The following is a 24,330-nucleotide window of genomic DNA, read 5'->3' as shown; positions in this document are numbered from 1 at the left end:
CCGGAAATCACGCATGCGCGCAGAGCAATTCAATGACTTGGAGCAAGAGGCGATTGTCCTCTTGGCGGCTTGGGATATGTTGAGCGGGCTGGTCAACTACTCATTCTTCAAAAAACTGAAGCGTACGACCGACGTATTGTTACTGTTTGCGAACGCGAACGACCGCAGGCTGTTCAATATCCTGCTTGGCGACTTCCTTTCCCAGCCGAACGAGCGAGGTGGCAACAAGAGCTATCTCAGTCTGCCGCAACCTCCGAAAGCGGGCCGGCCAACTGACTACACTTTTCTGTTCTACCTTCGGCAGATATGCGCCTCACCGCATCTCGGCACTCAAGTCGAGTGCATTACGAAGCCTCTTGACGCGTTGTCGCCCTGGCTAGAGGACGAGTGTCTAGTGGAAAAAGTGTGGTTCGGGGAAATCGATGTCGAGGCAGACATTCGCATCGAACGAATCCGCTACATCAAAATATGTGGGGACATCGCTAAGCACAATTTCTCTCGACTCCAATCAAACGTTGAAAAAATAATCCAGACGCTTCGAAAAAGCGGTGTGGAGATTGATGCTGAGGCGGGATTCAAAGCGCTTCCCGGATTCTACGAATGGTTCCACGAAAATATCTTCGTCTACCATTCGAGTCATATAGCACAGATGCTTAACGACCTTCTCTGGGGAATCTACCTGTACCTCACACCCGAATTCCAAAGGTCGTACCAGGAAGGGCCTCGCGACCTAGCGTACAGTTACCAGTATCCTGCGGGATGCAATCATTCGTTCGCCCGCTCCGCATATTGGAGCCTGATGAATCACGTCCGACGAGGTCCTTACCTCCCAAGATTCGCGGTCGACCCATCACTGAAGAGCGAGTACTGACATACTAGCCCCAGGCGAACGCCAATACCTTCTTCATATACACAGCTCTGTCTGGGTAACCAATGGCAATCATCCATCATCGTCATATCTACGAAGGTCTCTCCCGATGGAACTACTTTCCGAACCAGAAGGCACCGGTTGGAGAGCTTCCCCCGAGTGTGTCAACACGGCAATTCACTCCTGAAATAGCTGCACTGGTGGCCTCTTACGACGAACCCAGGGGCCGACGCAGTGCTCGCTATGATGACGTTTCGTATCTGATGACGCGCCATAACAACGTTCCCCGGGAACTCGCCCTAATTCATCCTCGGCCATACGCTCGTTTGGCCAGCAAAATCTGGGAACACTGGGATGAGCTCGGACCACTTACAAATAGCGAGAACAGCGCAATCAAACCCGAACAGCACCAGGACGGTCGCATGTTCATCATGAATTACGAGGACGCGCAGACCCGTACGACGACCGCGCTTGAGACAAGCTTCGCCAAGCGATTCCGTGTGGAGACCGACATCGCCGGGTGTTTTCACAGCATCTACTCTCACTCGATTCCTTGGGCCGCGGTCGGATTCGAACGCGAGAAAGCTCGAATGCGAGAGAATGGCGCTCAGCATTGGAGCAACGAACTCGACAGCCTCCAGATGGCAGCCAGGCGCGGAGAAACGGTGGGTCTGGCTATTGGTCCGGGCACCTCGAGCGTGCTCGTCGAATTAATTCTTGGTCGCGTGGACACCAAATTGCGCGAGGCCGGTTTCGTTTTTCGCCGCTACATTGATGATTACATTGGTTATTGCGAAACGCACGAGAAGGCAAACGAGTTTTTAACCACACTCGGGACCGAGCTCGCTGCGTACAGACTGCGGCTGAACTTGCAGAAAACGACCATCGTCGCACTCCCAGAGCCGCTCGTGGAACCGTGGGTCGTTGCTCTCGGCTCAGAACTGAATAGCCGAGTCGCGCGCGCTGAAGATGGCACGACTCGCATCTTCACGCCCGACGCTATTCAATATCTTGACTTTGCCACACGCCTAAATAATGAAACACGCGACGGCAGCGTCCTTAAATATGCTGTCGGCTCGCTGCTTCCGCATCTCGATGACGGCGCCCTCTTCAGCGTAGCGAGCTACCTTGTAAACTTGAGCTGGCATTATCCTGCGTTATTGCCTTACCTCGAAGTCTTGGTGCAGGACGAGCGAGAGCTACTAGCTCCATACAGGGAGCACATAAGCGCGATTATTGTTGAGAATGCCAAACATCGCCGTTCCGATGGCATGGCATGGCCACTGCACCTGGCCAAACGCGCGAAGATACAACTGAGCCCGGAGGCAATAGCAAGCGTTATAGCATCGAAAGATTGCGTTGCGTGCGCATTACTCTTTGAGCTTCACCAAGCTGATGACGCCGTTATCGAATTTGCGAGAGAGACCCTAAACGCCGGGTATCATGACCGTGACCAACAGTGGCTGCTTCTCTATCAGCTTTACTACCGCGACGTCATCCAACGGGCAGAAGATGATTTGAGTTTCGAAATATTGCGGAACCACAAAGTTGATTTCATTCCGACCGACCAGAAAGAAACTGATGCCGAGGAGTATTGTCTTTACGTCAACAATCCGTTTCGAGAAGAGAATGAACCGGTACTACTATTGAACGATTGGGTCGCGGCGAGAAATCAGCAAATTGCCGCTCGCGTTCGTGCGCAAGACCCGTTCGGAGAATAGCTGTCGGTTCTCGCGCTCGCGGTTCATTCCCCGTGGACAGACCTGCCGACTTAGCTCCGTCGGCCGACTCCATTGAAACGCAGATATAGCAATGTCAAGCAACCCAAACACCTGCGCATGAACAGACTGGCCCTGCTGGCCTTCTCGCTAAGACTGCGTCTTCCTGATAGCGCGTGCCAAATCATTTACAGCTGCTTGAACTACTAGCCATGAGATACTGCACGTGTCTTCATCCGGGTTGGCTCTGCTTGCCATCTGTTCATACGGGTGGACCAAATTCCGGAAGCTGCGAAGCTCATGGCTAAACCGCTTTACATCCAGGTCGAGCCATCCAACGCTATGCGCGACGTCAATCATCTCTGCCAGAGTCCACTCGTGGAAGCGTTTGACTTTGTTTGACTGCGCTTCTTTGGGCGCAGCGGCACATGAGTTGGCCAATCTCGGATTCCTTTGGCATACCGCCAGGAGGAGACCCTCGAGCAGACTGCCCATTATGATGATTGCGGCCAAGTACGCCTTGGCGTCGAGACATCGCTGGGCTTCGGTCCAACGAGAATGGAGGACCGCCCCTATTCCGGGCTCAAGGCTTAGGGCAAAGAAGTCGGGGGCCGGAAGCGGTTTCAGCACGACCTCTTCAGAAGCCGCATCCACGTCAAATATGACGTCAATTTTTTCGAATTTCGGCTCCAGCCCATCAAGACACAGCCTGAAGCCCTCGATGTACACAGCCTCATTCAGCCCCTTGAGCGCTTGTGCCACCTTTGTTTTATCCCCTCCATATTCCTTAGGTGATGCGAGCCGTTTGAGGACGGATGCCAGTTCTTCTCTTGAACACTGCTTCAGGCAGTCGAGCACCCACCAAACTCTAGTACTACCGTCATGGACGAAACGCGGCAAACCGGCCCTAGCGAAGAATGCGGTTAGCTGAGACGACGTGCGATATTGAGGGTCGTCTTCACCGTTGCCACAGATGAAGCTCGCAACTTTCTCAAGGGTACTTTCATCCATTATTTTTGCGCTCGCGCTCGGTCTCCAGAGACTTTGGTCGATTTGTCGCTCAAAGAATACAGCACTTGCACTCAAGCTTCATCCGGCCGTTGATTCGCCTGACAGTCGGGAGACGCACGATGGCGCCGTTGAGCATCGGTAACTGTCTTCGGCATCCCAATTTTAGCGTTGCCGATTTGGATTACATCTCACTTCTTTTGCCGCATTTCAGCACGCTGACCGTGCCGGCAAGCACCCCGGCCTCTGTGCTCTGAATTTCCACCGAAGCGCGCTTACCGATGTCAATGTGGATACCTATAGACGGGCGGCAAGAACGATGCGTCTTGGTCCGGAGGGTGACCAGCGAAGGACATCTTGCCGCTAAAAGCTGCTGATGTTCCCCACTTAACGCTTAACCACTGAGCCATCGTTGACAGGAGCCTTTGCGACCGCCTCGCCGGAGTTGCCAGAAACAAGCTTGCCCGTAGCCAACGAAAGCGTCGCAGTCGTGCATATACCCACGAGCACGTATAGCACAAACGCAGTTATTGTAAGAAACGTTCTTGAATTATCCGTCCAGATTTTGGATTCTTGGTAGCCAGCGTTTTCCATAAGCTGTTTCGCGCTCATTTTCTTTCCGCCTAGCTGCTTGACTATTTCAGGTTTGAGTGCAAAACCTGTCAAAACTTTTTCCTTCTTTCGCTCTGGCCTCTTCTTTATTTTCCAAAAAGGTGGTTTCACAAAGACCTGCTTTTCTACCGTATATTTGGTACGAAGCCCCACGTACAGCGCGACAAAAACAATCGTGCCCAGGCTTGATAGGAACAGCCAAAAATTCAACTCAGATGACTTAACGTCAAAAGTAATTCCGAAAACGACAACAACAACCAAGGAGTTGAAAAATTTTGGATTTATTGGACTCTCCACCATAAACGGTGCGATTTTTACATTCAACGCCAATGCGGCCAAGCCACTTACAGCTTTTATAGCCGCGGAAGCCTCATTTATCGTCGCTGCGAAGTTTTCGAGCATTTTCCAAATACTCCTCGGCTTTTTCGGGCGGGTATGGCAGAAACGGTCTTACGATACCTTCTTCTGGAACTGTCCAAAGAGTGGCCGTATCCCACCATGTAACACGTCCGTTTTCGATACCGAAGAAATAATCCCCGGGATTTAGATAACCAGGAACGGGATACGTAGGACCACCGAACCCCCTTCTCTCCATGTCCAACTGCTGACGCCGAAAGACCAGCCATCCATGGTCATAGTTAGAAACTTCAACATTAGCCGGCAGGCTCTCATCTTCTGGTTTTCTGTAGCCTCGACTCTCCATTTTAAGAGAAAGTCTTTTCAAGATAGACGCGCAAAGAACTGGAATTGCTTTTTCGGCCTGGATGTACGTAACAACAAATCCCTCATCCCGAATAGCCGAAGTCTCTGTTTGGACACGTTCCAATGAACTCGATTTGTGCGATGAGTCTTCTTGCGTCGAAACTATAATCAACGACTCAATACCTCCCACTCTCACCGCAGGCCACGGTTTCTCCGCTAGCAGCAAAGCTAGAAGCTGCTCCCCTGCACGGTCAAGTATGTTACGGTACTCACTGGCGTCACATTGAAACGGGAGCGATAGAATTCTTTCCTCGACGAATCCGAAAAGACTCGGCACCGGGTTTCCCGTCTCCGCTGAATGAAGAAGATAGCTTTCAATCAAAGGCCTTGTTTCGATTTCCAACAACAACTTCGTCGCGTCGTGGTAAAAATCGACGACACCCATGAGCACGGCGTTTCGGAGCGACGGGACTTTAAAAATTATATTGATTTGGTTTTTCGATTTTATTTTATTTAGTTTTTTTATTGATTCAAGTCGTAATTCCAAAGCAGCCCGAAGTTCACTCGTTTCGAGTATCGCTTCGGCATCTCTTAGGAGCTCCCGTGCGTCGCTTGAGTGCCCCCTGACCCGAAAGTCCGACATGATAATCTCCCCTCAGTCGTCGAAACGATATGAGCAACCGCCTAGCCGTATGTCCTGTAACTGATAACTGTGGAAACAATACGCCGGTTCGTTTGCCAAGCCGCACGACATTCAACATACCGATCACAAATCGTTGTGATCGCATACCGCTGGCACCCTGCCTATGGCCAGGAATACAGACTGGTCCGCCGTACAGGGCGTCGTGGGAATCAGATGGTTCATCTCGACGTTCCACAACAGATCTCCCGCGAATTGCCAGCGTGGATGCTCGATGCGTCGGCATGCTCGGCAATGTCACTCGGCGAGCCGCAGGTGAGCGCGGATGCGCTGGCCCTCCTATGCCGCATCCTGTCTGACCGGAAGCGCCACTGCGACGCAGGAGGATCATCGGAACCTCTGTCAACGGAGGGCCATTCCGATGAGACGACCGCAAAGAGAACCCGGCGTACAACTTCCGCTGGAACTGCACCGAGACCCAACGTTCAACGCAGACATTGTGGGGAATCGACGGGAGGAAGTGATCGAAGCGCTCGCGGCACTTCTGCTGGAAGCGCTGGGCAAACCGGCGAACACCAACGACCCAGGAGATCGCGATGAGCCAGAAGATCTCCGCTGAACATCTCTGCCGAGGTGCGGTAGTCTACGTCCGGCAGTCAACCATGAGCCAGGTAGTGGAGCACACGGAGAGCCAGAATCGTCAGTACGCGCTCGCCGAATCTGCACGGGCCATGGGCTTTGCTTCGGTAATAACCATCGACGATGATCTTGGACGTTCAGGGTCCGGCAGTATCGAACGGCCCGGATTCCAGAAGCTGGTCGCGTCAGTGTGTGCAGGATCGGTCGGCGCCGTGTTCTGTCTCGAGGCCTCGCGACTTGCGCGCAACGGCCGCGATTGGCACCATCTCATTGATCTTTGCGCACTGGTCGGCACGGTCGTGGTTGATCACGACGGTATCTATGACCCCAGGCTGGTCAACGACCGGCTCCTGCTGGGACTCAAAGGCACGATGTCGGAGTACGAACTCAGTCTGCTGCGTCAGCGCGGCATTGCCGCCCGTGATTCGAAGGCTCGGCGCGGCGAATTGCGTTTCGCGCTACCTCCGGGCTACTGCTGGAACGAGCTTGGGCAGATCGAGATCGATCCAGACGAACGGGTTGCGGAGGCCATCCGGGTGCTCTTCCGTAAGTTCCGCGAACTCGGCAGCGCACGTCAGGTGCTGCTATGGGCCATACAATCGGACGTCAAGCTGCCCGTCACGCGGCACGGCCCAGCCGGCGTCCGGATCGAATGGAGTCGGCCTGCATATCACACGGTCGTCCAGATCCTGGAACATCCGGTTTATGCTGGGGCGTATGTGTTTGGAAGGACGACCCAACGCACTGCCGTCGTCGACGGACGGGCTCGTAAGACTGAAGGTCACTCCAAGCCGATGAAGGACTGGAGCGTCCTGTTGCGAGACCATCATCCAGGGTATATCACGTGGGATCAGTTCGAGGAGCATCGAAGGATGATCGCCGAGAACACACACATGAAGAAGCGCGCTTCCCGCCGATCTGCTCGTGGCGGACGCGCATTGCTGACTGGCCTGGCGCGATGTGGCCGGTGCGGTCGAATGATGCGAGTCAACTACGGCATGAGAGCCGGCCACGCGCATCGCTATTACTGCCGCGGCGACGAAGCACATGTCGGAGCATTTCGCTGCATCGGAATCGGTGGAGTACGTATCGACAAGGCGGTGGCGGCCGCGATTGTCGAAGTGGTTTCGGAGCATGCGGTGGAAGCGGCCATTCGTGCTGCACAGCAAATATCGCGCGCAGATGACGATGTGCGTCGTGCGTTGGCCTGTGAGCTCGAGGAAGCACGCTACGACGCATCTCTCGCCGCACGCCGGTATGAGGTTGTCGATCCGATGAAGCGGTTGGTTGCACGCGAGCTTGAAGCGCGCTGGAATGCGGCCCTCGAGCGTGTCGCTCACCTCGAAGAGCGCGCAGCGCTTCTGGACCGCGAGGTTGCAAGCCGGCCCGCGATCGACCAGACACAGTTGATGACGCTCGCGCACGATCTCCCGGCGACGTGGAATGCGCCGGGCACCGACATGCGAACAAAGCAGCGGCTGACCCGTATTCTCATTCTGGAGGTCGTGATTGATCTGGACGACGACACGAACGAAGCTGTCGCCACGGTTCATTGGACCGGTGGCCGGCACACGGAGCTGCGCGTCGCACGCGTGAATGTTGGTCGATATCCGTCCAGCCAACACTTCAGTGCTGTTGAGGTCATGCGCAAGCTTGGTGGTCAGTGGCCGGACAGGGAGCTTGCGGTGACCATGAACCGCATGCGATGCAAATCGCCAGACGGCAAGACCTGGACCACGGTTCGTGTTACCGAAATGCGTGAACGGCTGGGCATTGCGCCGTTCGATCCAACGGCGTCGCATGCGGAGACGATGAGCGTGGAAGAGGCCTCACGGCGACTGGGAATCTACGGAAGCTCGATTCACCGCCTGATACGTGAGGGAATACTGCCTGCGACCCAACTCATGCCCTCCGCGCCCTGGCAGGTGCCTGTTGCTGCGCTCGATTCCGAAGCCGTCAGGGAAGGTGTACGGGCCATCAAGGAAAGGCGACCGCCTCACTTCAAGGCCCGACAGGAAGCAGAGAAATCACTCAAGCTGCCTGGTTTCTAACCAAAGGATGCACTATGTCACGAGACTCCACAGTCGAGTAAAGGTCCTTCGGTGATTTCTAGTTCGGGTTGTCGACTTTGGAGAAGTCCAAACGGGACGTTACGCTATCTCCGAGTCGGTGGCGATTGCCGCTGAACGTTACTGGCGTCTGCGGAATGACCACGCGCCCCTCGAAGAAGCGCGCAAATCCTTGGGTCGGCTGCGGCGGCACCTGATGCAGGAGTTACAGCGAAATCGGCTCATCAATTGGGAACGGCGGTGACGGCTGCTCCAAGCTGCGACGCGAAATCCCTGGGTCTTAAATGGGGCACAATGGTAATCGGTGCCACTGGAGGCCCCTGCCCGAAGAGTACATAGTCTGGCACGGACCCATATGCGCTTTCTTCTTCCCCGTGTGCACAACTTCGCTGCCCACACCACAAGGGCGTGGACAGCCGCCTGACGGCGGTTCCAAAGTTGCACACACTCGGATGCCTGACGCGCCGGCGTAGCCGGCTTGCCTAATTCGTAACACGAAGAGCATGAAAACCACCCCAACCCTAGCTTCATGCCCCAAACGAGCTTACATTGTTGGCGAAGTTCAACCCGTTCAAAAACAGGTGCAAGTGACGGTGGGTACATATGTGTTCGACTGGGCCTGGGCCGACGCGTACAAGCGCAACGGTCTGCCCTACTACCCGAAGCTGCTGTGCGCGGTGCCGTTCACGCCGGTGCAGGGCAACCGCCTGCTGTCGGCGAACGAGCACGCGTTGCGCCATCTCGCGGCCACCTTGATGGCGTTCGCCGAGCAGGCCGAGGTGTCGTCGCTGCATGTGCTGTTTCCGACGCAAGGCGAGGCGGACGCGCTCACCGATATCGGCATGATGCAACGCGAAGGCGTGCAGTTTCACTGGCTCAACGACGGCTATCGCGACTTCGAAGACTTTCTGTCGACGCTCGAACAGAAGAAGCGCAAGAACATCCGCGCCGAACGTCGCAAGGTCCGCGACGCCGGCATCACCATGCGGCGCATCCGCGGCGCGGACATCAAGGATGCCGACTGGCGCTTCTTCAGCAAGTGCTATCGGCAAACCTATCGCGAGCATTTTTCGAGTCCGTATCTGAACCTCGATTTCTTCCGCATGATCGGCGCGTCGATGCCTGAGAATCTGCTGCTCGTGATCGCCGAATACGAGGGCAAGCCGATCGCGAGTTCGCTCGTCGTCTATCAGCGCGACGACAAAACCGGCGGCACCTTGTACGGCCGCTACTGGGGCGCGCTCGAACACGTGCCGTGTTTGCACTTCGAAACCGCGTACTATCAACCGCTCGAATTCTGCATCGAAGAAAAGCTCGGCGCATTCGAAGGCGGCGCGCAGGGCGAGCACAAAATGGCGCGCGGCTTTCTGCCGACGGCCACGCGCTCGACGCATTGGCTCGCGCATCCGGCCTTCGCCGATGCGGTCGGCCATTTCCTCGACAACGAAAAGAACAGCATCCACGCGTACGTGGACGAGCTGCGCGAACACAATCCGTTCAAAGGCTAGAAGCGCGGCTATGGCGTGGTTTCTCTATCTGCTCGAATGCTCGGACGGCAGCGTCTATACCGGCATCGCGACCGATGTCGCCGCGCGCTTCGACAAACACGTGAGCGGCACGGGCGCGCGTTATACGCGCTCGCGCAAGCCGGTGCGGGTGCTCGCGTCGTTCGAGCTGGCGGACCGCTCGAGCGCGTCGAGCGCCGAGTATTGGGTCAAGCGGCTCACGGCGGCCGACAAGCGGGCGCTGGCGGCTGGGGTGTTCACGTTGCAGTCGGTGTTGCCGGCGGTAGCTGTGAATGAAGACGCCGAAGACGGCGATAGCTCCGACGGCTGAGTCGCGCTAGCCCCTCGCCTCGCGCATCCTCTCCGTCAACAGGCGATGCACGCGCGCGAGTTCCCCCACCACATCCGCTTCCAGCGACGTCAACCGCTCACGCGCGGGCAACTCGAGCCGCACCGGCCGCAACGTGCGGTTCAACGCGGCCTCGATCGCCGCGCTCATCGCCACGACCCACTCGTCGAGCTCGCCATGCATGTCGCGACGGTTCGCGCTGAGACGCAACTGCGTCGCGGTGCCGGCCATCCTGCGCAGCAGGCTCAGCACGGTCAGCGTCACCGTATCGGCCATCGAGTCTTCGAGCTTTTCGAGCCGCACACGGCCGATCGCTTCTTCCGCGTTGTTGCTCGTGAGACCCGCCGCGCGGCGCAATTGCTCGATCTCGTGGCCGCTGTGCCGCGGCGCGTCGAGCGACGCGCGCAGATACGCGAGATTCGCGCGCACCGCGTCGCCGAGATAGACGCGCACGTCGAGCTTCTCGCGCGTCGGCCATAGCAGGAACGTCGCGAGCAGCGCGAGCACGCAGCCGAGCACGTTGTTGCCGAGCCGCGTCAGCGCGAACGTCAATTCGTTGGCACCCGGCGTCGCGAAGTCGGCGACCAGCACAAAGGCCGGCGTCAGGAACAGCACGAACAGGCTGTAGCTGACGGGGCGCAGCGCCATCGTCGCCATCACCAGCGGGAACACCGCGAGCGAGATGCCGAGCGGCGAATGAATCGCATAGCCGATCGCCGCCGCGAGCACGCCGCCGACGATGCTGCCCGCCGCGCGCTCGATGCTGCGCGGCCATGTTGCGGCAATCGACGGCTGCAGGATCAGCAGTGTCGCCATCGTGGCCCAGTAGCCGAACGGCAGACCGAACGCGCGGATCAGCAGAAAGCCCGCCGTCGTCGTCACGCCGACGCGCGCCGCATGGCGCAAGCCGACCGACTGCCACGACAGGTTCGCCTTCAGCGTCGACCACGCGCGCGCCGTATAACGCGCGACGCACGCGCTCCACGACTCGACGTGCACCTCACGCGGCGCGAAATCGACGAGCTCGAAACCGGATTGCAGCTTCACCGGTTCGAGCAGCCCGCTTTCGAGCCGATGCGCGAGACGCCGCAGCCGCGTCTGCGGTTGCGCGAGGCGTTCCCAGCGCGCGTCGCCGGTCGCGCTGCCGATGTCGCCGAGCACTTCGCCGATCGCATTGAGCGAGCGCACCGCGCGTTGGGTGCGACGCGGATCGTCGGGCACTTTCTCGCCCGCGCCCGATACGGCGATCAGATACGCGAACAACGCTTCGCCATCGGTCAGCAAGCCGAGCAACGTGTCGTACACGGCCGCGCCGCCCGCTTTCGATGCGGGCACGCTCGCGAGCGCATCGCGCGATCGTTCGAGCGACGCGCGCGCATCGGCGCGAAAGCGCGCCGCATGCGCGGCCCATTCGCGCGGCGCGGCACGCTCGCCGACGAGCCGCGCGCTATCGAACGCGACATCGGCGAGGCGCAGATACACCGCGCGCAACGACGCGCGGCTCGCGCCGAACGGATGAATGCGCCACACGGACAGGCTCAGCACGATCGCGAACAGGCAGCCAATCAGATAGACGCCGAGAAACGCGACACCGGCACGCGCGTCGTGCATCGGCCGGTCGACCATCACGACGCAGGCGGTCGCCGCGAGGATCGTCACCTGCGACGTGGCCGCGCCCCAGATGCGGCCGAACGCGCCAAGCGTCGTGAACGCGAGCACGGCGAGCGCGGCCCACGCGGTGCCGGACGCGGACGCGAACGCGGTGATACCGCCGCACAGCGTCGACAGCAGCGCGAAGCCCAGCATCGACATGAAGCGCGCGCGATTGGAGCCGGCTGCATCGGCAAGACAGGTCCAGAACGCGCCGATCGCGGCCCACGCGAACAGCGGATCGTGCAGCACGTTGCCGAGCGCGAGCATCGCCGTCGACGCGCAGGCCGCCCTCAAGCCCTCCGAAAGATTCGCCTCGCTCGCCGCGAACGACACCATCCAGATCGGCCGCTTGCGATAGATCGCGGTGACGAGCGAATGCAGCCGGGTCGACCAGCGCGGCGATGTCGAGTGTGACTTGCTGCGGTTCATCATCCGGACAGTGGGTTTGGTTGAATTTATGGAGTCGCGCGGGCGTGCCGAAGCAAGTTCGCGCGCAAAGGTCGTGCGGCGAATCATAAGGGTTTACACCTAAATATAAAAATGCGTTCCGTTCATCGGCGTCATGCGTTCAGGTTATGCGCGAGGGCCGGCGCGGGCGAGACGGAAATCGTGACGCTCGTTGCACGGTAGTCGAGTCCCGCGCAAACCGCATGAAAAAACCGCGCGGTCCTTGCGGACTCGCGCGGTTTTCGTACTGCATGCCGCGAGCGGATGAACCGCGACGCGCTTACTTCTTGTAGTTCGCCACGCCTTCGCTGATTTCCTTGTGCGCAGCATCGACGTCGGCCCAGCCTTCGACCTTGACCCACTTGCCCTTCTCGAGCGCCTTGTACTGTTCGAAGAAGTGCTTGATCTGGTCCTTCAGGTAAGCCGGCACGTCGTCGATCGACTTCAGGTTCGCCGTCATCGGACAGATCTTGTCGTGCGGCACGGCGATCAGCTTCGCGTCGACGCCCGATTCATCGGTCATCTGCAGCATGCCGAGCGCGCGAGCGCGCACGATGGAGCCGGCCAGCAGCGGGAACGGCGTGATCACCAGCACGTCGACCGGGTCGCCGTCGCCCGACAGCGTCTGCGGAATGAAGCCGTAGTTGGCCGGATAGCGCATGCCGGTGCCGATGAAACGGTCGACGACGAGCAGGCCCAGGTCCTTGTCGGCTTCGTACTTCACCGGGTCGCTTTGCGCCGGGATTTCGATGATGACGTTGAAATCGTGCGGAAGGTCTTTGCCTGCGGGAACGTGATTGAAGCTCATGAGCGCTCTCTGAAGGGGATGGAAATCGGAAGGCGGCGAACGGCGCGCGGGCTGCGGATGCGACGCGAACCGTGTGCGGAATGCGCCATTATAGCCAATCGGCAGGTGGCATCCGCGGTTGGATCGGCGCGATAATCGTCTGGCGACTCACGCTTCGCGTCTCTACCGTTTTGTGTCTCCCCTTCGAACCCGCGCCGCCGCACGGCGGCCGCACGTCAGCAAGGAGCATGCATGGAAGAAGCACGGCATTTCATCGGCGGCGAGTGGTGCGCCGCTTCCGGCGGCGAATCGATCGCCGTCCTCGATCCGTCGGATGGCCAGCCGTTCACGCGCATCGCGCGCGGCACCGAGGCCGATATCGACAGCGCCGTGCACACGGCGCGCCGCGCGTTCGACGGCGCATGGGGCGCGCTGAGCGCCGCCGAGCGCGGCCGCGTGCTGTACCGGCTGTCGCTGCTGGTGGCCGCGCGCCAGGAGGACCTTGCACGGCTCGAAGCGCGCGACACCGGCAAGCCGCTCAAGCAGGCGCGCGCCGACGCCGCCGCCCTCACCCGCTATTTCGAGTTCTACGCCGGCGCCGCCGACAAGCTGCACGGCGAGACCCTGCCCTACCAATCCGGCTACACGGTGCTGACGATCCGCGAGCCGCACGGCGTGACCGGCCACATCGTGCCGTGGAATTACCCGATGCAGATCTTCGGGCGCAGCGTCGGCGCAGCGCTCGCGACCGGCAATGCGTGCGTCGTCAAACCGGCCGAGGACGCCTGCCTTTCCGTGCTGCGTGTCGCCGAACTCGCCGCCGAGGCCGGCCTGCCGGCCTGTGCGCTGAACATCGTCACCGGCTACGGACACGAAGCGGGCGCCGCGCTCGCGCGTCATCCCGGCATCGATCACATCTCGTTCACGGGATCGCCCGAAACCGGCAAGCTCGTCACGCAGATGGCCGCCGAAAACCACGTCCCCGTCACGCTGGAACTCGGCGGCAAGTCGCCGCAGATCGTGTTCGCCGACGCCGATCTCGACGCCGCGCTGCCGGTGCTGATCTCCGCGATCGTGCAGAACGCCGGGCAAACCTGCTCGGCGGGCAGCCGCGTGCTGATCGAGCAGGCGATTTACGAGCCGCTGCTCGACAGGCTCAGCAGCGCATTCCAGGCGCTGCGCGTCGGGCCTTCGAACGCCGACCTCGATTGTGGACCGCTGATCAGCGCAAAACAGCAGCAGCGCGTGTGGGACTTTTTGTCGGATGCGCAGCACGACGGCATCGCGATGGCCGCACACGGCGAGGTGATTCCCGAAGCGCCCGAAAGCGGCTTCTATCAGGCGCCGACGTTGCTGCGCGACGTGCCCGCGAGCCACCGCCTCGCGCGCGACGAAGTATTCGGTCCGGTGCTCGCCGCGATGTCGTTCCGCGACGAAGCCGAAGCGCTCGCGCTCGCGAACGGCACGCAGTTCGGGCTCGTCGCCGGGATCTGGACACGCGATGGCGCGCGCCAGATGCGGCTCGCGCGACGCGTGCGCTCGGGCCAGGTGTTCATCAACAACTATGGCGCGGGCGGTGGCGTCGAGTTGCCGTTCGGCGGCGTCAAGCACTCGGGACATGGTCGCGAGAAAGGCTTCGAGGCGCTGTATGGCTTCACGGTGCTGAAGACGATCGCGATCAAACACGGCTAGCTGGCGAACCCGGCTCGGCTAGCGATCAACGCGAGCCGAGCATGCAACGCGTTACACGCAACAACGCATCGCTTTATCCATCACGAACAACGGAGACATCATGCGGTTGACAGGTAAAACGGCCATCGTCACGGGCGGCGGTTCGGGTTTCGGCGAAGGTATTGCGAAGACCTTTGCGCGCGAAGGCGCGAACGTCGTGGTCAATGACCTTAACGGGCCGGCCGCCGAACGCGTCGCGAGCGAGATCGCGATCGCGGGCGGCAAGGCGATCGCGGTACCCGGCAACGTCGCGCAACGCGACGATTGGCGCACGTTGCGCGAGGCCGCGCTGGAAGACTTCGGCAGCGTGCAGATCGTCGTCAACAACGCCGGCACCACGCATCGCAACAAGCCAGTGCTCGAAGTGACCGAGGCCGAGTTCGACCGCGTCTACGCGGTGAACGTGAAGAGCATCTACTGGAGCGTGCAGGAGTTCGTGCCGTATTTCCGCGAGCAAGGCGGCGGCAACTTCATCAACATCGCGTCGACGGCCGGCGTGCGGCCGCGGCCGGGGCTCGTCTGGTACAACGGCAGCAAGGGCGCGGTGATCGTCGCGAGCAAGTCGCTCGCCGTCGAGCTCGGACCGGAGCGGATTCGCGTGAATTGCGTGAATCCGGTGATCGGCGAGACCGCGCTGCTGTCCGAGTTCATGGGGGTCGAGGATACGCCGCAGAATCGGCAGAAGTTTCTGGCGGGAATACCGCTCGGGCGATTTTCGACGCCGCAGGACATTGCGAATGCGGCACTGTATCTGGCTTCGGATGAGGCGGAGTTCATAACCGGCGTGTGCCTCGAAGTGGATGGGGGACGCTGCGTGTAGTGGTTAGTCACGCGCTGCGTGCGCAGTCAGTGTTTTCCCCCAATATCGATTCGTCATGCCAAAGTTTTGGCGCGGATAGAATCGATTGGCGGCGGCACTTCAATTCCATAAAAAAAGAGGAGACACAGTCATGGCTAGTCCTGCAGATCCGCTTCATCATCCCGGCGCCGGGGCGCCGCCTTCCACGTTCGAAGAGGCAACCTATCGCAAGGTGACGTGGCGGCTCGCCCCGCTATTGATGCTCTGCTACATCGTCGCGTATCTGGACCGGGTGAACGTCGGCTTCGCGAAGCTGGGGATGAGCACCGATCTCGGTTTGAGCGACGCGGTGTATGGCTTCGGCGCGGGGATTTTCTTTATCGGCTATTTCATCTTCGAAGTGCCGAGCAACGTGATCCTGCACAAGGTCGGCGCGCGCGTGTGGATCGCGCGGATCATGATTTCGTGGGGCGTGATCTCGATGCTGACGATGTTCGTCACCACGCCGACGATGTTCTATGTGATGCGCTTTTTGCTCGGGCTCGCCGAGGCGGGGTTCTTTCCTGGGATCATTTTGTATCTGACCTATTGGTATCCGGCGCATCGTCGGGGGCGCATGACGACCTGGTTCATGACGGCGATCGCGTTGTCGGGTGTGATTGGCGGTCCGGTGTCCGGGTACATCCTGAAGAACTTCAATGGCGTGAATGGATGGCACGGGTGGCAGTGGCTGTTTCTGCTCGAAGGGGTGCCGTCGGTGCTCGTCGGGATCATCGTGTTCGTGTTGCTCGATGATCGGATTTCGAAGGCGAAGTGGCTGACTCGGGAAGAGCAGCAGTTGCTCGAGAGTCAGGTGTCGGCCGAGGAAGCGACGAAGCACGATATGCCGATTCGTGAAGTATTCACGAGCGGGCGGGTGTTGATGTTGAGCCTCACCTACTTCTCCTTTGTGATGGGACTGTATGGGGTGAGCTTCTGGTTGCCGACGATTATCAAATCGACTGGCGTGACCGATGCGTTCGTGATCGGGTTGCTGTCGGCGGTGCCGTTTGCGGCGGCGGTCGTGGCGATGGTGTTGGTTGCGCGGAGTGCGGACCGGTCGCGGGAACGACGCTGGCATATTGCGTTGCCGGCGTTTCTTGGCGCTGTGGGCCTCGTGCTTTCCGTCATCTGGACGCATAACACCTTGCTTGCGATGACCGGGCTGACGCTGGCCACTATGGGCATCCTCACTACCCTGCCGTTGTTCTGGAGTTTGCCTACGGCGATTCTGGCAGGCACCGGCGCCGCAGCGGGGATTGCGATGATCAATTCGATCGGGAACCTGGCGGGTTTTCTGAGTCCTTATGCCGTGGGGTGGTTGAAGGAGGTTACGGCGGCGAATGATTCGGGAATGTATATGCTTGCGGCCTTCATGGTGCTAGGCGGATTGCTTGCCATTAGTGTGCCGGCGAAGATGGTCAACAGGTGAAGCAGCTTTGCAGGTGCGAAGCCTTGGCGGGCTTCGTACGCCTGGCTCCCGACAGGCCGGTATTGCGCGATTGACGCGATCGCGACACGGCAACGGCGGCGGCAACGGCGGCGGCCAGCACAGGAGGGACCATGCGGTCGGGGGTAAAGTCCGGCGGGCGCCTGAGACGTTATGCAATCACGACGATCGCCGTCATCGCCGGCCTGATTGTCGTCGGACGGATCACCGGCATCCTGGTGGACTGGCTGTGGTTCTCTTCGATCGGCTATGGCGGCGTTTTCTGGACCATCCTTTGCGCAAAAGCGCTGCTGTTTGCCGCGGTGTTCGCAGTCTCGGCATCTGCGATCTGGCTGTCCGGGATTCTGGCGCATCGTTACGCGACGCGCGTCGATATCTTGCGAGCGCAAGCAGCCGATCCGTCGCGTGCGACGGAAATTGCCGGCGATCTATCCGAGCTGATCGCGCCGCACGTTCCCTGGCGCGCCAGTATTGCCTGCGTCGCGCTCGTCGTTGGGCTGCTTATCGCCGCTAGTGAAGTCTCGAACTGGGACGTCGCGCTTCGCTTCATTTATCAGGTGCCTGTCGGCGAGCGCGATCCGATCTTCGACAGGGACATCGGCTTTTATCTGTTCTCGCTCCCCGCGTATGTTGCACTCAAGAACTGGCTGCTGCGGCTGGTCTTCTGCAGCGCGATCGTCGCAGGTGCCGTCTACGCGTTGCGCGGTGACATCGCGCTGGAGCGGCCACCGCGGACGCTGTCGGGTGCCGCGATCACTCACGGTTCGGCACTGCTCGGTTTGTTCTTTGCAGTGAAGGCCTGGTCGTGGTGGCTCGACCGCTTTCTGCTGCTCTACGGCGACAACGGCGTCGTGGTCGGCGCCAGCTATACCGACGTCCACGTCGAGTTGCCGGTCCTGTGGATGCTCGTGGGCCTTGCCGCGGCCTCATCCGTCGCCCTCTGGATCAACATGCGCCGGCGGAGCTATCTGCAGCCCGTCGTTCTCGCGCTGCTCGTGTTCGGCAGTTCGTTTGCGTTCGCTGTGATCTATCCATCGCTGTTTGAACGCTTCTATGTCAAACCGAGCGAGCTGAAACTGGAAACACCCTATATCGAGCACACCATCGCGCTAACGCGACAGGCTTATGGCCTCGCAAAGATCGAGGTCAAACCGTTCGAGGCTGAGCAGGGACTGACGCTCGACTCGCTGCAGGCCAATCGGGCGACCATCGACAACATCCGGCTCTGGGATGTGCAGCCGCTGATGGATACCTACGCGCAGTTGCAGGAGATCAGGACTTACTACAAATTTCTGTCGGTGGACATCGACCGCTATCAGCTCGACTCCGGATATAGGCAGGTCATGCTGTCGGCGCGCGAACTGGATCCGGCGATGCTTCCGCCCAACGCCCAAACCTGGGTGAACCTGCACCTTATCTTTACTCACGGCATCGGCGTCGTGATGTCGCCGGTCACCGAGAAATCCGCCGAGGGCTTACCGTTTTTCTATCTGCACGATATTCCGCCGGTCTCCAACGGCGCCCCGGTGATTCGCGAACCACGTCTGTATTTCAGCGAAGGCCGGCAGGACTATGTGATCGTGAACGGCAACGTCGCTGAATTCGACTATCCCCAACGACCGACCAATGCCTACACGACGTATAGCGGGCGCGACGGCGTCACCCTCGGCGGTGTGGGAAGCCGCAGCCTGTTCGCCTGGCAGCTCGACGATCCGAACATCCTGCTGAGCGGCTACATCACAGACCAGAGCCGGATCCTGCTTCACCGCAACATTCAGGACCGCGTGCGTACGATCGCGCCGTTCCTGACTCTCGACCATGACCCCTATGTGGTCGCGAGCAACGGACGCCTGTTCTGGATCCAGGACGCCTACACCGTCAGCCAGTGGTTCCCCTACTCCCGGCCGGGTTTCGGCGACGGCGCCAACTACATCCGAAACGCGGTCAAGGTCGTGGTCGATGCGTACAACGGCACGGTCGATTTCTATGTCAGCGATCCCGCCGATCCGCTGCTGCGCACCTACGAGCGCAGCTTCCCGGGTCTGTTCAAGCCTTTGGACGCGATGCCCCCGCAGTTGCGGCAGCATATCCGCTACCCCGAAGATCTGTTCCTGATCCAGGCGCAGCTCTACCGCACCTATCACATGGATGCGCCGGAGGTCTTCTACAACCGCGAGGACCTGTGGCAGTTTCCTCAGGAGCTGGTCGGAATGGATGGCGGGAGCTCGGCCAGCACGATGCCGCCGTACTACACCATCATGCGACTGCCCGGCGACGCGCGCGCCGAGTTCATCCTGATGCTGCCGATGGTGCCGAGCCAGCGGGAAAACATGATTGCCTGGCTGGCGGCGCGTTGCGATTCGCCCGGATACGGCAAGCTCATCGTGTATACCTTTCCCAAGGACAAGCTGGTCTTTGGCCCGTTTCAGATCGAAGCGCGTATTCAGCAGAATACCGAGATCTCGCAGCAGATCTCGCTGTGGAACCAGATGGGCTCACGCGTCATTCGCGGTCATCTCGTGGTCGTGCCGATCGAGAACTCGATCCTCTACGTTTCGCCGCTCTATTTGCGCGCGGCGTCCGGTCAGTTGCCGGAGTTGAAGCGGGTGATTGCCGCCTATGGTGATCGCGTGGTGATGGAGGACACCCTGGGTGACGCGCTGGCGGCGCTTTTCAGGGAGTCCGCGCAAGCGGCACCGCCACGCCAAGGCACAGCGGACGCTCGCGCGCGCGAGGCACTTGCCCACTATGAACGCGCCATCGAGCGACTGAAGGCGGGAGACTGGAGCGGCTTCGGCACGGAACTGGATGCCCTCAGGCCGTTGCTCGAGGCACTCGGTGCCGGCCGTTCCGATAACCAGAAATGACCGGGAGAAATTAGCCCGTCCGCGTTGGGCGGCTGTGTGTCGATCAATGCGGTACACCGAGGCATGCGTCGGCAACATCGGCGATCCGCTCGCTGTCGGCGTGAGCTTCGGGAAACCGGTCGACGCATTTGATCTGAGCGTAAGTCCACCACGTTCCAGGCGGATCGTGACCCAGCCACATCACCGTGGCCGCGACCTTGGTTCGCAACCCCCATTGCCGCCAGTCAGCGCCTGTTGGCGCAAAGTTTCCGCGACTGTCCTTGTACAGGTTGCGGTCCAACCCGTACCGCTTCAGATAGGACGGATTGATGCGCTCCTCGGAAGTTGCAGGCTCGCTGCTTGCGATGCCCGCTTGCGCTCTTGCCACGTCCCCGCGCAGATCGCTCTCGACATAGCCGATCACCGACAGCTCGAACAGCAATGCCCCCGCGACTGCCGTGCCGGTCACGATCGTACAGAACGAGAGCGCCCAAAGCACTCGCCTCTTGGTCGTCGATGTCTTCATCGCTCCCGACCTCCTTCCGGCATCGGGATTCGTCGCCATGCCCGGCGCCTGGTTCGCCGTTCAAATGGCCGTTCGGCATTGCCGCAATGGACTTGCGCAGGCCTACCGCGCTCGTGTCAGACGCAGCGGCGCAGTTAGCTAGCCCGGGGGAGCCAGGCCGGTACGGGCGCTTCAGGCCCTTTGTAGAATGTCGATCGCCTTTTCGGCGTCGTCCAGCGAGTCGAGCGCGATATAAGCGATGAACTGCGTGCCAAGTACGGCGGCCGAGACGCCGCGCAGGTTGATCCCCCCATCCGCCAACGCCTGGCTCAATTGCGCGATGATGCCCAGCTGGTCCAGACCCATTACCCGGATCGAGTGAAGGCTCGGCGTCACGCTGAACCCCACCTGGGTGGCGGCACGGATCGCACTGTCGTCCTGTAGCGGAGCAACGAACACGACGCCCTTACCCGATGCCTCTGCCGTACGACGTGCCACGACGAACTGCAAGTCGACTCCCGCATCCCGCAAGACGCTTAAGACCTTCGCAAGGCCTCCCGGTTTGTCGTCGATGGTAGCCGCCCAGACATCGACCCGTTCCACGCTCAGTTCCATGGCAATGCCTCCCGCCTCGAACCTCATTAGAAAAATCTAGTTCACGAACGGCACGCGGGCAAGCTCTGCCGGACGACGCGCCGCTCGGCAATCCGCGTCCAACTTGCCGCTACCGGGCATCTGTATCAAGATCAAGTGGCCTCATCACCAACAGGCGACTCTCATGACAGACGATCCAGAGTCCGATCCCGCTACCGATCCCGACGAACTGAAAGGCCCCGGCGGCATGACTTTGCGGCAGATCCACGAACAGGTGCAGAAGTCCGTCCGGCGCGACCGCGAAGCGCAGACTGCGCACAAGCCGGCCGCTCCGCCGCAGAGCCGGTGGCAGCGGTGGGTACGCTATGTATGGGGCCGTAGCGGGCGGCGCTAGCCGCTGACCCGTCGCATCGTGAAGTCCGTATGCATCTCGCCGGCTACCCATTTGGGTGGTGTGCGTCCCCCGTGGTTCTGTCATTGTGAACCCGTCGTCATGGCTCTACCTGGACCGGTGAGCAAACGACGACGCGGGGCACCAGCAGGTCGCACGCAATTGGCAGGGGACTTGAAATGGAAACCACATCCTCGAGCGGAAATCCCTTGATGGATTTCTCGGACAATCTGGCGGACATCGTCGAGCGCGTCGGGCGCAGTGTCGTGGCAGTACACGGCCGACATCGCATGCCGTCGAGCGGGGTAATCTGGCGAGCTGGCGTCGTCGTGACGGCTGCACATACGATCAGGCGTGAGGACGGAATCGAAGTCACATTGGCCGACGGCCGTACTGTCGCCGCGGTTCTCGCGGGTCTGGATCTGGGGTCCGACGTCGGTGTGCTGAAACTGGACGTCGCGGACCTGGACCCGCTCGGTTCCGGCGATGCCAACTCACTGAAGCCGGGTCATCTTGCACTAGCCGTCGCGCGTGCTGACGATTCCGGCATCAGCGCCGACTTTGGCGTGATCGGCAGCGTAGGTGGCCCCTGGCGCACGTGGAAAGGCGGACAGCTCGATGCGTTCGTGCGACTGGACGGCGGTCTGCGCTCAGGTTTCTCCGGAGCCGCCCTTGCGGATATGCGCGGGCAGGTCGTGGGCATTTGCACTTCGGCACTGATGCGCGGCGCCGGTATCGTGATTCCGCGGATGACGGTGGAGCGCGTCACCGACGAACTGTTGACCAAAGGGCGCGTCTCACGGGGCTACCTTGGTGTCGGCACCCAACAGGTCACCTTGCTGGACACCTGGGTCAATGAAATGAACCTGTCGTTCAATAGTGGCTTGCTGATCAATTCGCTTGCGCGGGGCGGCCCGGCGGAGCAGGCGGGCGTGCTGATAGGCGATGTGCTGATCGAACTCGACGGCAAGCCTTGCCGCGACATCGGCGACGTGAGTGCCGCGCTGAGCTCCGCAAGCATTGGGCAGCAGTTGCAACTCAGCTTGATCCGAGGTGGCGAACGCCACGCGTGTCCGGTAACGGTGGGCGAACGGCCCCCACGCAATTCGTGCAGGTGACGTCCGGGAAGCGACGAAATGTCGGATGGACAGACGGTACAGACGGCGGCTCTACGGGTCGTGGTGATTGCGGCCTCGTGGCAGGAGCGCACAAGCCTGCAAGCGCTCGTCGAGGCGAACCCGGCGCTTGAGTTCCTGGGTAGCGCAGCCGACGCCGAAACGCTCGTCGATTGCCTCGCCGGGGCGGTGCCGGATGTCGTCGTCACCGACATCGCGCCGGAGGCGAGCGAGGCGCTCAAGACGCTATTCGAACTCTCACACGCGTCACCGTCGCTCGTCCTGCTGAGCGACGCCCCGGACAGCGACGGGATCCTCGATGCGTTGCCCGCGGATGCGGTCGCGATCCTGCCGCGCAACGCGCTGCCGGCGGAAATCGTTGCATCCATCGAAGCCGTCGCCGCAGGCCTTTGCGTGCTGACACCCGACATCCTCGCAAGGCTCTTGTCCGGAACCGGCCCCTCGCGCCAGAAGACATCCGGCGAACCGTTCGAAGCCTTGACGTTGCGAGAGATCGAAGTGCTGGCGATGCTCGCCGACGGACTCGGCAACAAGGAGATCGCGCGGCAACTCGACATCTCGGACAACACGGTGAAATTTCACCTCTCCTCGATCTTCGGCAAACTCGGTGCGACCAACCGCACCGAGGCGGTGATGCTCGGCATGCGGCACGGATTCATCATGGTGTGAGCACACTCGACAAAGCATCCACGCTGCTCCATCGGAATCACTTACGTGAGACGGTAGACCTTGCTCACCGTTCCCCGGAACAAGGCTTCCCGCTCACCGGTACTCGCTTGCGCAGTCAATTTCTTGAAGGCGTTCCAACCGTTGCTGAATGGATAGGAGCCCTTGTCCACCGGGAAATTGCTCTCGAACATGCAGCGGTCCGCACCGAACGCCTCGATACATGTATGTATCCATGGCTTCCACGCCTGTGCCAATTCATCCGACGACGGCGGACGCTCGCCCTTTTCAAACTCGAAGCCATTGATACGCATGCCGAGGCCACCCACCTTCACATAGACATTCGGCAACTCGGCGAGTGCGCGCATCGAACGGGACCATGCATCGAACACGTCCGCGCGCTGATTTGCATAGCTGGCGATTCGGACCACGCCGCCGCAATGGTTGATGATGACAGGCGTATCGGGATAGGCTCGGGCCAGGTCGAACAGCTCCGGCAGTTGCGGGAAGAATAACCACGCGTCGTACGACAGACCCAGCGAACCCAGTTGCGCGACTCCCGCCCGGTAGCCGGGGTCGAGCAGCAACCCTCGCGGCCCCGCCGACAATGGATTTACCAGCGTCTGGTCAGCATCCCAGGTAACGAGGTGCCTGACGCCACGGAACCGGCCATCGCCGGCATGCAGTTCTGCTTCGAGAACATCGCGCACCGCCGCACCCCGGCGAAGATCCGCATAGCCGACCATCCCTTTCGCAACCTGCGGCCTGCCGCTCTGCAAAGGAGCCGTGACGCCTGCGACATATTCGATTTCTCCGACGGGGCGCAGCGGCTCAGGGCCCGACGGGCGATACCGTGTCAGCGCCTGCATGAACACCGACGCGGTGATGTTGTGGCCGGACCGCGCGTCCTGAAGATACTCGTCCAGAAGGTAAGTCCAGCCGGGACGCTCGTAGAAGTGATGATGGGCGTCGATGATCGGCATGTCGGGCTCGAGCGCGGCTTCGGCGCCGGAAGCGAGCCACTCCGCCCGAACGGGAAGGTAATTGCTGGTTGTGCTCACGGAGTGCGTTTCCTCTTTTGCAAATGCCTGACGCAGAGTGACAGCGGGGAAAATCATTGATGCCGCGGCAGCGCCAAGCAACTGCCGACGTCGCGGCGAAAGGGATTTCTTCATG

Annotated in this window: 21 protein-coding genes; 13 read left to right on the top strand and 8 right to left on the bottom strand. The window is 60.4% G+C overall.

Annotated features, from left to right (window positions below):
• The first annotated feature begins 13 nt into the window (after positions 1 to 13).
• Both L0U84_RS04050 and drt4 read left to right on the top strand, forming a co-directional pair.
• The gene (locus L0U84_RS04050; protein WP_233847944.1) at positions 14 to 871 is read left to right on the top strand and encodes a hypothetical protein; all 858 of its coding nucleotides are present in this window, start codon (positions 14 to 16) and stop codon (positions 869 to 871) included.
• A gap of 62 nt (positions 872 to 933) precedes the next feature.
• A complete protein-coding gene (gene drt4, locus L0U84_RS04045) occupies positions 934 to 2,589 on the top strand; it encodes an antiviral reverse transcriptase Drt4 (RefSeq protein ID WP_233847943.1) in 1,656 nt (551 codons plus the stop codon).
• 147 nt (positions 2,590 to 2,736) lie between these two features.
• Here drt4 and L0U84_RS04040 read toward each other — a convergent pair whose 3' ends face one another.
• The 3 genes from L0U84_RS04040 to L0U84_RS04030 all read right to left on the bottom strand — a co-directional run bounded on the left by L0U84_RS04040 (position 2,737) and on the right by L0U84_RS04030 (position 5,551).
• The gene (locus L0U84_RS04040; RefSeq protein ID WP_233847942.1) at positions 2,737 to 3,597 is read right to left on the bottom strand and encodes a hypothetical protein; all 861 of its coding nucleotides are present in this window, start codon (positions 3,595 to 3,597) and stop codon (positions 2,737 to 2,739) included.
• A gap of 384 nt (positions 3,598 to 3,981) precedes the next feature.
• Positions 3,982 to 4,608: a hypothetical protein gene (locus L0U84_RS04035; protein ID WP_233847941.1), complete on the bottom strand. Its 627-nt coding sequence runs from the start codon at positions 4,606 to 4,608 to the stop codon at positions 3,982 to 3,984.
• Positions 4,577 to 5,551: a hypothetical protein gene (locus L0U84_RS04030; protein ID WP_233847939.1), complete on the bottom strand. Its 975-nt coding sequence runs from the start codon at positions 5,549 to 5,551 to the stop codon at positions 4,577 to 4,579. Before L0U84_RS04030 ends, L0U84_RS04035 begins: the two co-directional genes overlap by 32 nt.
• 418 nt (positions 5,552 to 5,969) lie before the next feature.
• Between L0U84_RS04030 and L0U84_RS04025 the strand changes: the two genes are divergently transcribed.
• The 4 genes from L0U84_RS04025 (at position 5,970) to L0U84_RS04010 (ending at position 10,092) form a co-directional block, all read left to right on the top strand.
• Complete coding sequence (locus L0U84_RS04025; RefSeq protein ID WP_233847938.1) at positions 5,970 to 6,167, top strand: hypothetical protein; 198 nt, start codon at positions 5,970 to 5,972, stop codon at positions 6,165 to 6,167.
• Positions 6,145 to 8,238 carry a recombinase family protein gene (locus tag L0U84_RS04020; protein ID WP_233847935.1) on the top strand — a complete coding sequence of 698 codons (2,094 nt, stop codon included), beginning with the start codon at positions 6,145 to 6,147 and terminating at the stop codon, positions 8,236 to 8,238. The genes L0U84_RS04025 and L0U84_RS04020 overlap by 23 nt, the downstream gene beginning before the upstream one ends.
• Before the next feature lie 521 nt (positions 8,239 to 8,759).
• Positions 8,760 to 9,764 (top strand): GNAT family N-acetyltransferase, encoded by a 1,005-nt coding sequence (locus L0U84_RS04015; protein ID WP_442793971.1) that lies wholly within the window; start codon positions 8,760 to 8,762, stop codon positions 9,762 to 9,764.
• A gap of 10 nt (positions 9,765 to 9,774) precedes the next feature.
• The gene (locus L0U84_RS04010) at positions 9,775 to 10,092 is read left to right on the top strand and encodes a GIY-YIG nuclease family protein (protein WP_233847933.1); all 318 of its coding nucleotides are present in this window, start codon (positions 9,775 to 9,777) and stop codon (positions 10,090 to 10,092) included.
• 6 nt (positions 10,093 to 10,098) lie between these two features.
• Here the strand turns inward: L0U84_RS04010 and L0U84_RS04005 are convergent, their stop codons facing one another.
• Together L0U84_RS04005 and ppa are read right to left on the bottom strand one after the other, a co-directional pair.
• Entirely contained in the window at positions 10,099 to 12,195 is a 2,097-nt protein-coding gene (locus L0U84_RS04005; RefSeq protein ID WP_233847932.1) for an FUSC family protein, read from the bottom strand.
• 295 nt (positions 12,196 to 12,490) lie between these two features.
• The gene (gene ppa, locus L0U84_RS04000) at positions 12,491 to 13,018 is read right to left on the bottom strand and encodes an inorganic diphosphatase (RefSeq protein ID WP_233847929.1); all 528 of its coding nucleotides are present in this window, start codon (positions 13,016 to 13,018) and stop codon (positions 12,491 to 12,493) included.
• A 231-nt stretch (positions 13,019 to 13,249) separates the two neighbouring features.
• Between ppa and L0U84_RS03995 the strand changes: the two genes are divergently transcribed.
• From L0U84_RS03995 to L0U84_RS03980, 4 genes are all read left to right on the top strand, one after another.
• On the top strand, positions 13,250 to 14,689 hold the full coding sequence (locus L0U84_RS03995) for an aldehyde dehydrogenase family protein (protein ID WP_233847928.1): 1,440 nt from the start codon (positions 13,250 to 13,252) through the stop codon (positions 14,687 to 14,689).
• 100 nt (positions 14,690 to 14,789) lie between these two features.
• The gene (locus L0U84_RS03990) at positions 14,790 to 15,548 is read left to right on the top strand and encodes an SDR family oxidoreductase (RefSeq protein ID WP_062126791.1); all 759 of its coding nucleotides are present in this window, start codon (positions 14,790 to 14,792) and stop codon (positions 15,546 to 15,548) included.
• Between the two features lie 130 nt (positions 15,549 to 15,678).
• Positions 15,679 to 16,998, top strand: coding sequence for an MFS transporter (locus L0U84_RS03985; protein ID WP_233847926.1), 1,320 nt, complete (start codon positions 15,679 to 15,681; stop codon positions 16,996 to 16,998).
• Between the two features lie 131 nt (positions 16,999 to 17,129).
• Complete coding sequence (locus L0U84_RS03980) at positions 17,130 to 19,883, top strand: UPF0182 family membrane protein (RefSeq protein WP_233847924.1); 2,754 nt, start codon at positions 17,130 to 17,132, stop codon at positions 19,881 to 19,883.
• A 43-nt stretch (positions 19,884 to 19,926) separates the two neighbouring features.
• Here the strand turns inward: L0U84_RS03980 and L0U84_RS03975 are convergent, their stop codons facing one another.
• Positions 19,927 to 20,388: a hypothetical protein gene (locus L0U84_RS03975; protein ID WP_233847922.1), complete on the bottom strand. Its 462-nt coding sequence runs from the start codon at positions 20,386 to 20,388 to the stop codon at positions 19,927 to 19,929.
• A 171-nt stretch (positions 20,389 to 20,559) separates the two neighbouring features.
• Positions 20,560 to 20,982: an ACT domain-containing protein gene (locus L0U84_RS03970; protein WP_233847920.1), complete on the bottom strand. Its 423-nt coding sequence runs from the start codon at positions 20,980 to 20,982 to the stop codon at positions 20,560 to 20,562.
• Between the two features lie 163 nt (positions 20,983 to 21,145).
• Here L0U84_RS03970 and L0U84_RS03965 point away from each other — a divergent pair, with 163 nt between their 5' ends.
• From L0U84_RS03965 to L0U84_RS03955, 3 genes are all read left to right on the top strand, one after another.
• On the top strand, positions 21,146 to 21,355 hold the full coding sequence (locus L0U84_RS03965; RefSeq protein WP_233847918.1) for a hypothetical protein: 210 nt from the start codon (positions 21,146 to 21,148) through the stop codon (positions 21,353 to 21,355).
• Between the two features lie 209 nt (positions 21,356 to 21,564).
• Complete coding sequence (locus tag L0U84_RS03960; RefSeq protein ID WP_326491184.1) at positions 21,565 to 22,470, top strand: S1C family serine protease; 906 nt, start codon at positions 21,565 to 21,567, stop codon at positions 22,468 to 22,470.
• Positions 22,471 to 22,488: 18 nt separating this feature from the next.
• Positions 22,489 to 23,157 (top strand): response regulator transcription factor, encoded by a 669-nt coding sequence (locus L0U84_RS03955; protein ID WP_233847916.1) that lies wholly within the window; start codon positions 22,489 to 22,491, stop codon positions 23,155 to 23,157.
• Between the two features lie 41 nt (positions 23,158 to 23,198).
• Here L0U84_RS03955 and L0U84_RS03950 read toward each other — a convergent pair whose 3' ends face one another.
• Complete coding sequence (locus L0U84_RS03950; RefSeq protein WP_233847915.1) at positions 23,199 to 24,329, bottom strand: amidohydrolase family protein; 1,131 nt, start codon at positions 24,327 to 24,329, stop codon at positions 23,199 to 23,201.
• Position 24,330: the final 1 nt, after the last annotated feature.

Origin of the sequence: Paraburkholderia sp. HD33-4, assembly GCF_021390635.1 — a bacterium.
Taxonomy (GTDB): Bacteria; Pseudomonadota; Gammaproteobacteria; order Burkholderiales; family Burkholderiaceae; genus Paraburkholderia.
Note: the sequence above shows the minus strand (reverse complement) of the source record. Positions and strands in the feature narration are given on the sequence as shown.

Coding starts and splice junctions, on each gene's coding strand:
- L0U84_RS04050 (WP_233847944.1), top strand. CDS start 14: ATGCGCGCAGAGCAATTCAATGACTTGGAGCAAGAGGCGATTGTCCTC.
- drt4 (WP_233847943.1), top strand. CDS start 934: ATGGCAATCATCCATCATCGTCATATCTACGAAGGTCTCTCCCGATGG.
- L0U84_RS04040 (WP_233847942.1), bottom strand. CDS start 3,597: ATGGATGAAAGTACCCTTGAGAAAGTTGCGAGCTTCATCTGTGGCAAC.
- L0U84_RS04035 (WP_233847941.1), bottom strand. CDS start 4,608: ATGCTCGAAAACTTCGCAGCGACGATAAATGAGGCTTCCGCGGCTATA.
- L0U84_RS04030 (WP_233847939.1), bottom strand. CDS start 5,551: ATGTCGGACTTTCGGGTCAGGGGGCACTCAAGCGACGCACGGGAGCTC.
- L0U84_RS04025 (WP_233847938.1), top strand. CDS start 5,970: ATGAGACGACCGCAAAGAGAACCCGGCGTACAACTTCCGCTGGAACTG.
- L0U84_RS04020 (WP_233847935.1), top strand. CDS start 6,145: ATGAGCCAGAAGATCTCCGCTGAACATCTCTGCCGAGGTGCGGTAGTC.
- L0U84_RS04015 (WP_442793971.1), top strand. CDS start 8,760: ATGAAAACCACCCCAACCCTAGCTTCATGCCCCAAACGAGCTTACATT.
- L0U84_RS04010 (WP_233847933.1), top strand. CDS start 9,775: ATGGCGTGGTTTCTCTATCTGCTCGAATGCTCGGACGGCAGCGTCTAT.
- L0U84_RS04005 (WP_233847932.1), bottom strand. CDS start 12,195: ATGATGAACCGCAGCAAGTCACACTCGACATCGCCGCGCTGGTCGACC.
- ppa (WP_233847929.1), bottom strand. CDS start 13,018: ATGAGCTTCAATCACGTTCCCGCAGGCAAAGACCTTCCGCACGATTTC.
- L0U84_RS03995 (WP_233847928.1), top strand. CDS start 13,250: ATGGAAGAAGCACGGCATTTCATCGGCGGCGAGTGGTGCGCCGCTTCC.
- L0U84_RS03990 (WP_062126791.1), top strand. CDS start 14,790: ATGCGGTTGACAGGTAAAACGGCCATCGTCACGGGCGGCGGTTCGGGT.
- L0U84_RS03985 (WP_233847926.1), top strand. CDS start 15,679: ATGGCTAGTCCTGCAGATCCGCTTCATCATCCCGGCGCCGGGGCGCCG.
- L0U84_RS03980 (WP_233847924.1), top strand. CDS start 17,130: ATGCGGTCGGGGGTAAAGTCCGGCGGGCGCCTGAGACGTTATGCAATC.
- L0U84_RS03975 (WP_233847922.1), bottom strand. CDS start 20,388: ATGAAGACATCGACGACCAAGAGGCGAGTGCTTTGGGCGCTCTCGTTC.
- L0U84_RS03970 (WP_233847920.1), bottom strand. CDS start 20,982: ATGGAACTGAGCGTGGAACGGGTCGATGTCTGGGCGGCTACCATCGAC.
- L0U84_RS03965 (WP_233847918.1), top strand. CDS start 21,146: ATGACAGACGATCCAGAGTCCGATCCCGCTACCGATCCCGACGAACTG.
- L0U84_RS03960 (WP_326491184.1), top strand. CDS start 21,565: ATGGATTTCTCGGACAATCTGGCGGACATCGTCGAGCGCGTCGGGCGC.
- L0U84_RS03955 (WP_233847916.1), top strand. CDS start 22,489: ATGTCGGATGGACAGACGGTACAGACGGCGGCTCTACGGGTCGTGGTG.
- L0U84_RS03950 (WP_233847915.1), bottom strand. CDS start 24,329: ATGAAGAAATCCCTTTCGCCGCGACGTCGGCAGTTGCTTGGCGCTGCC.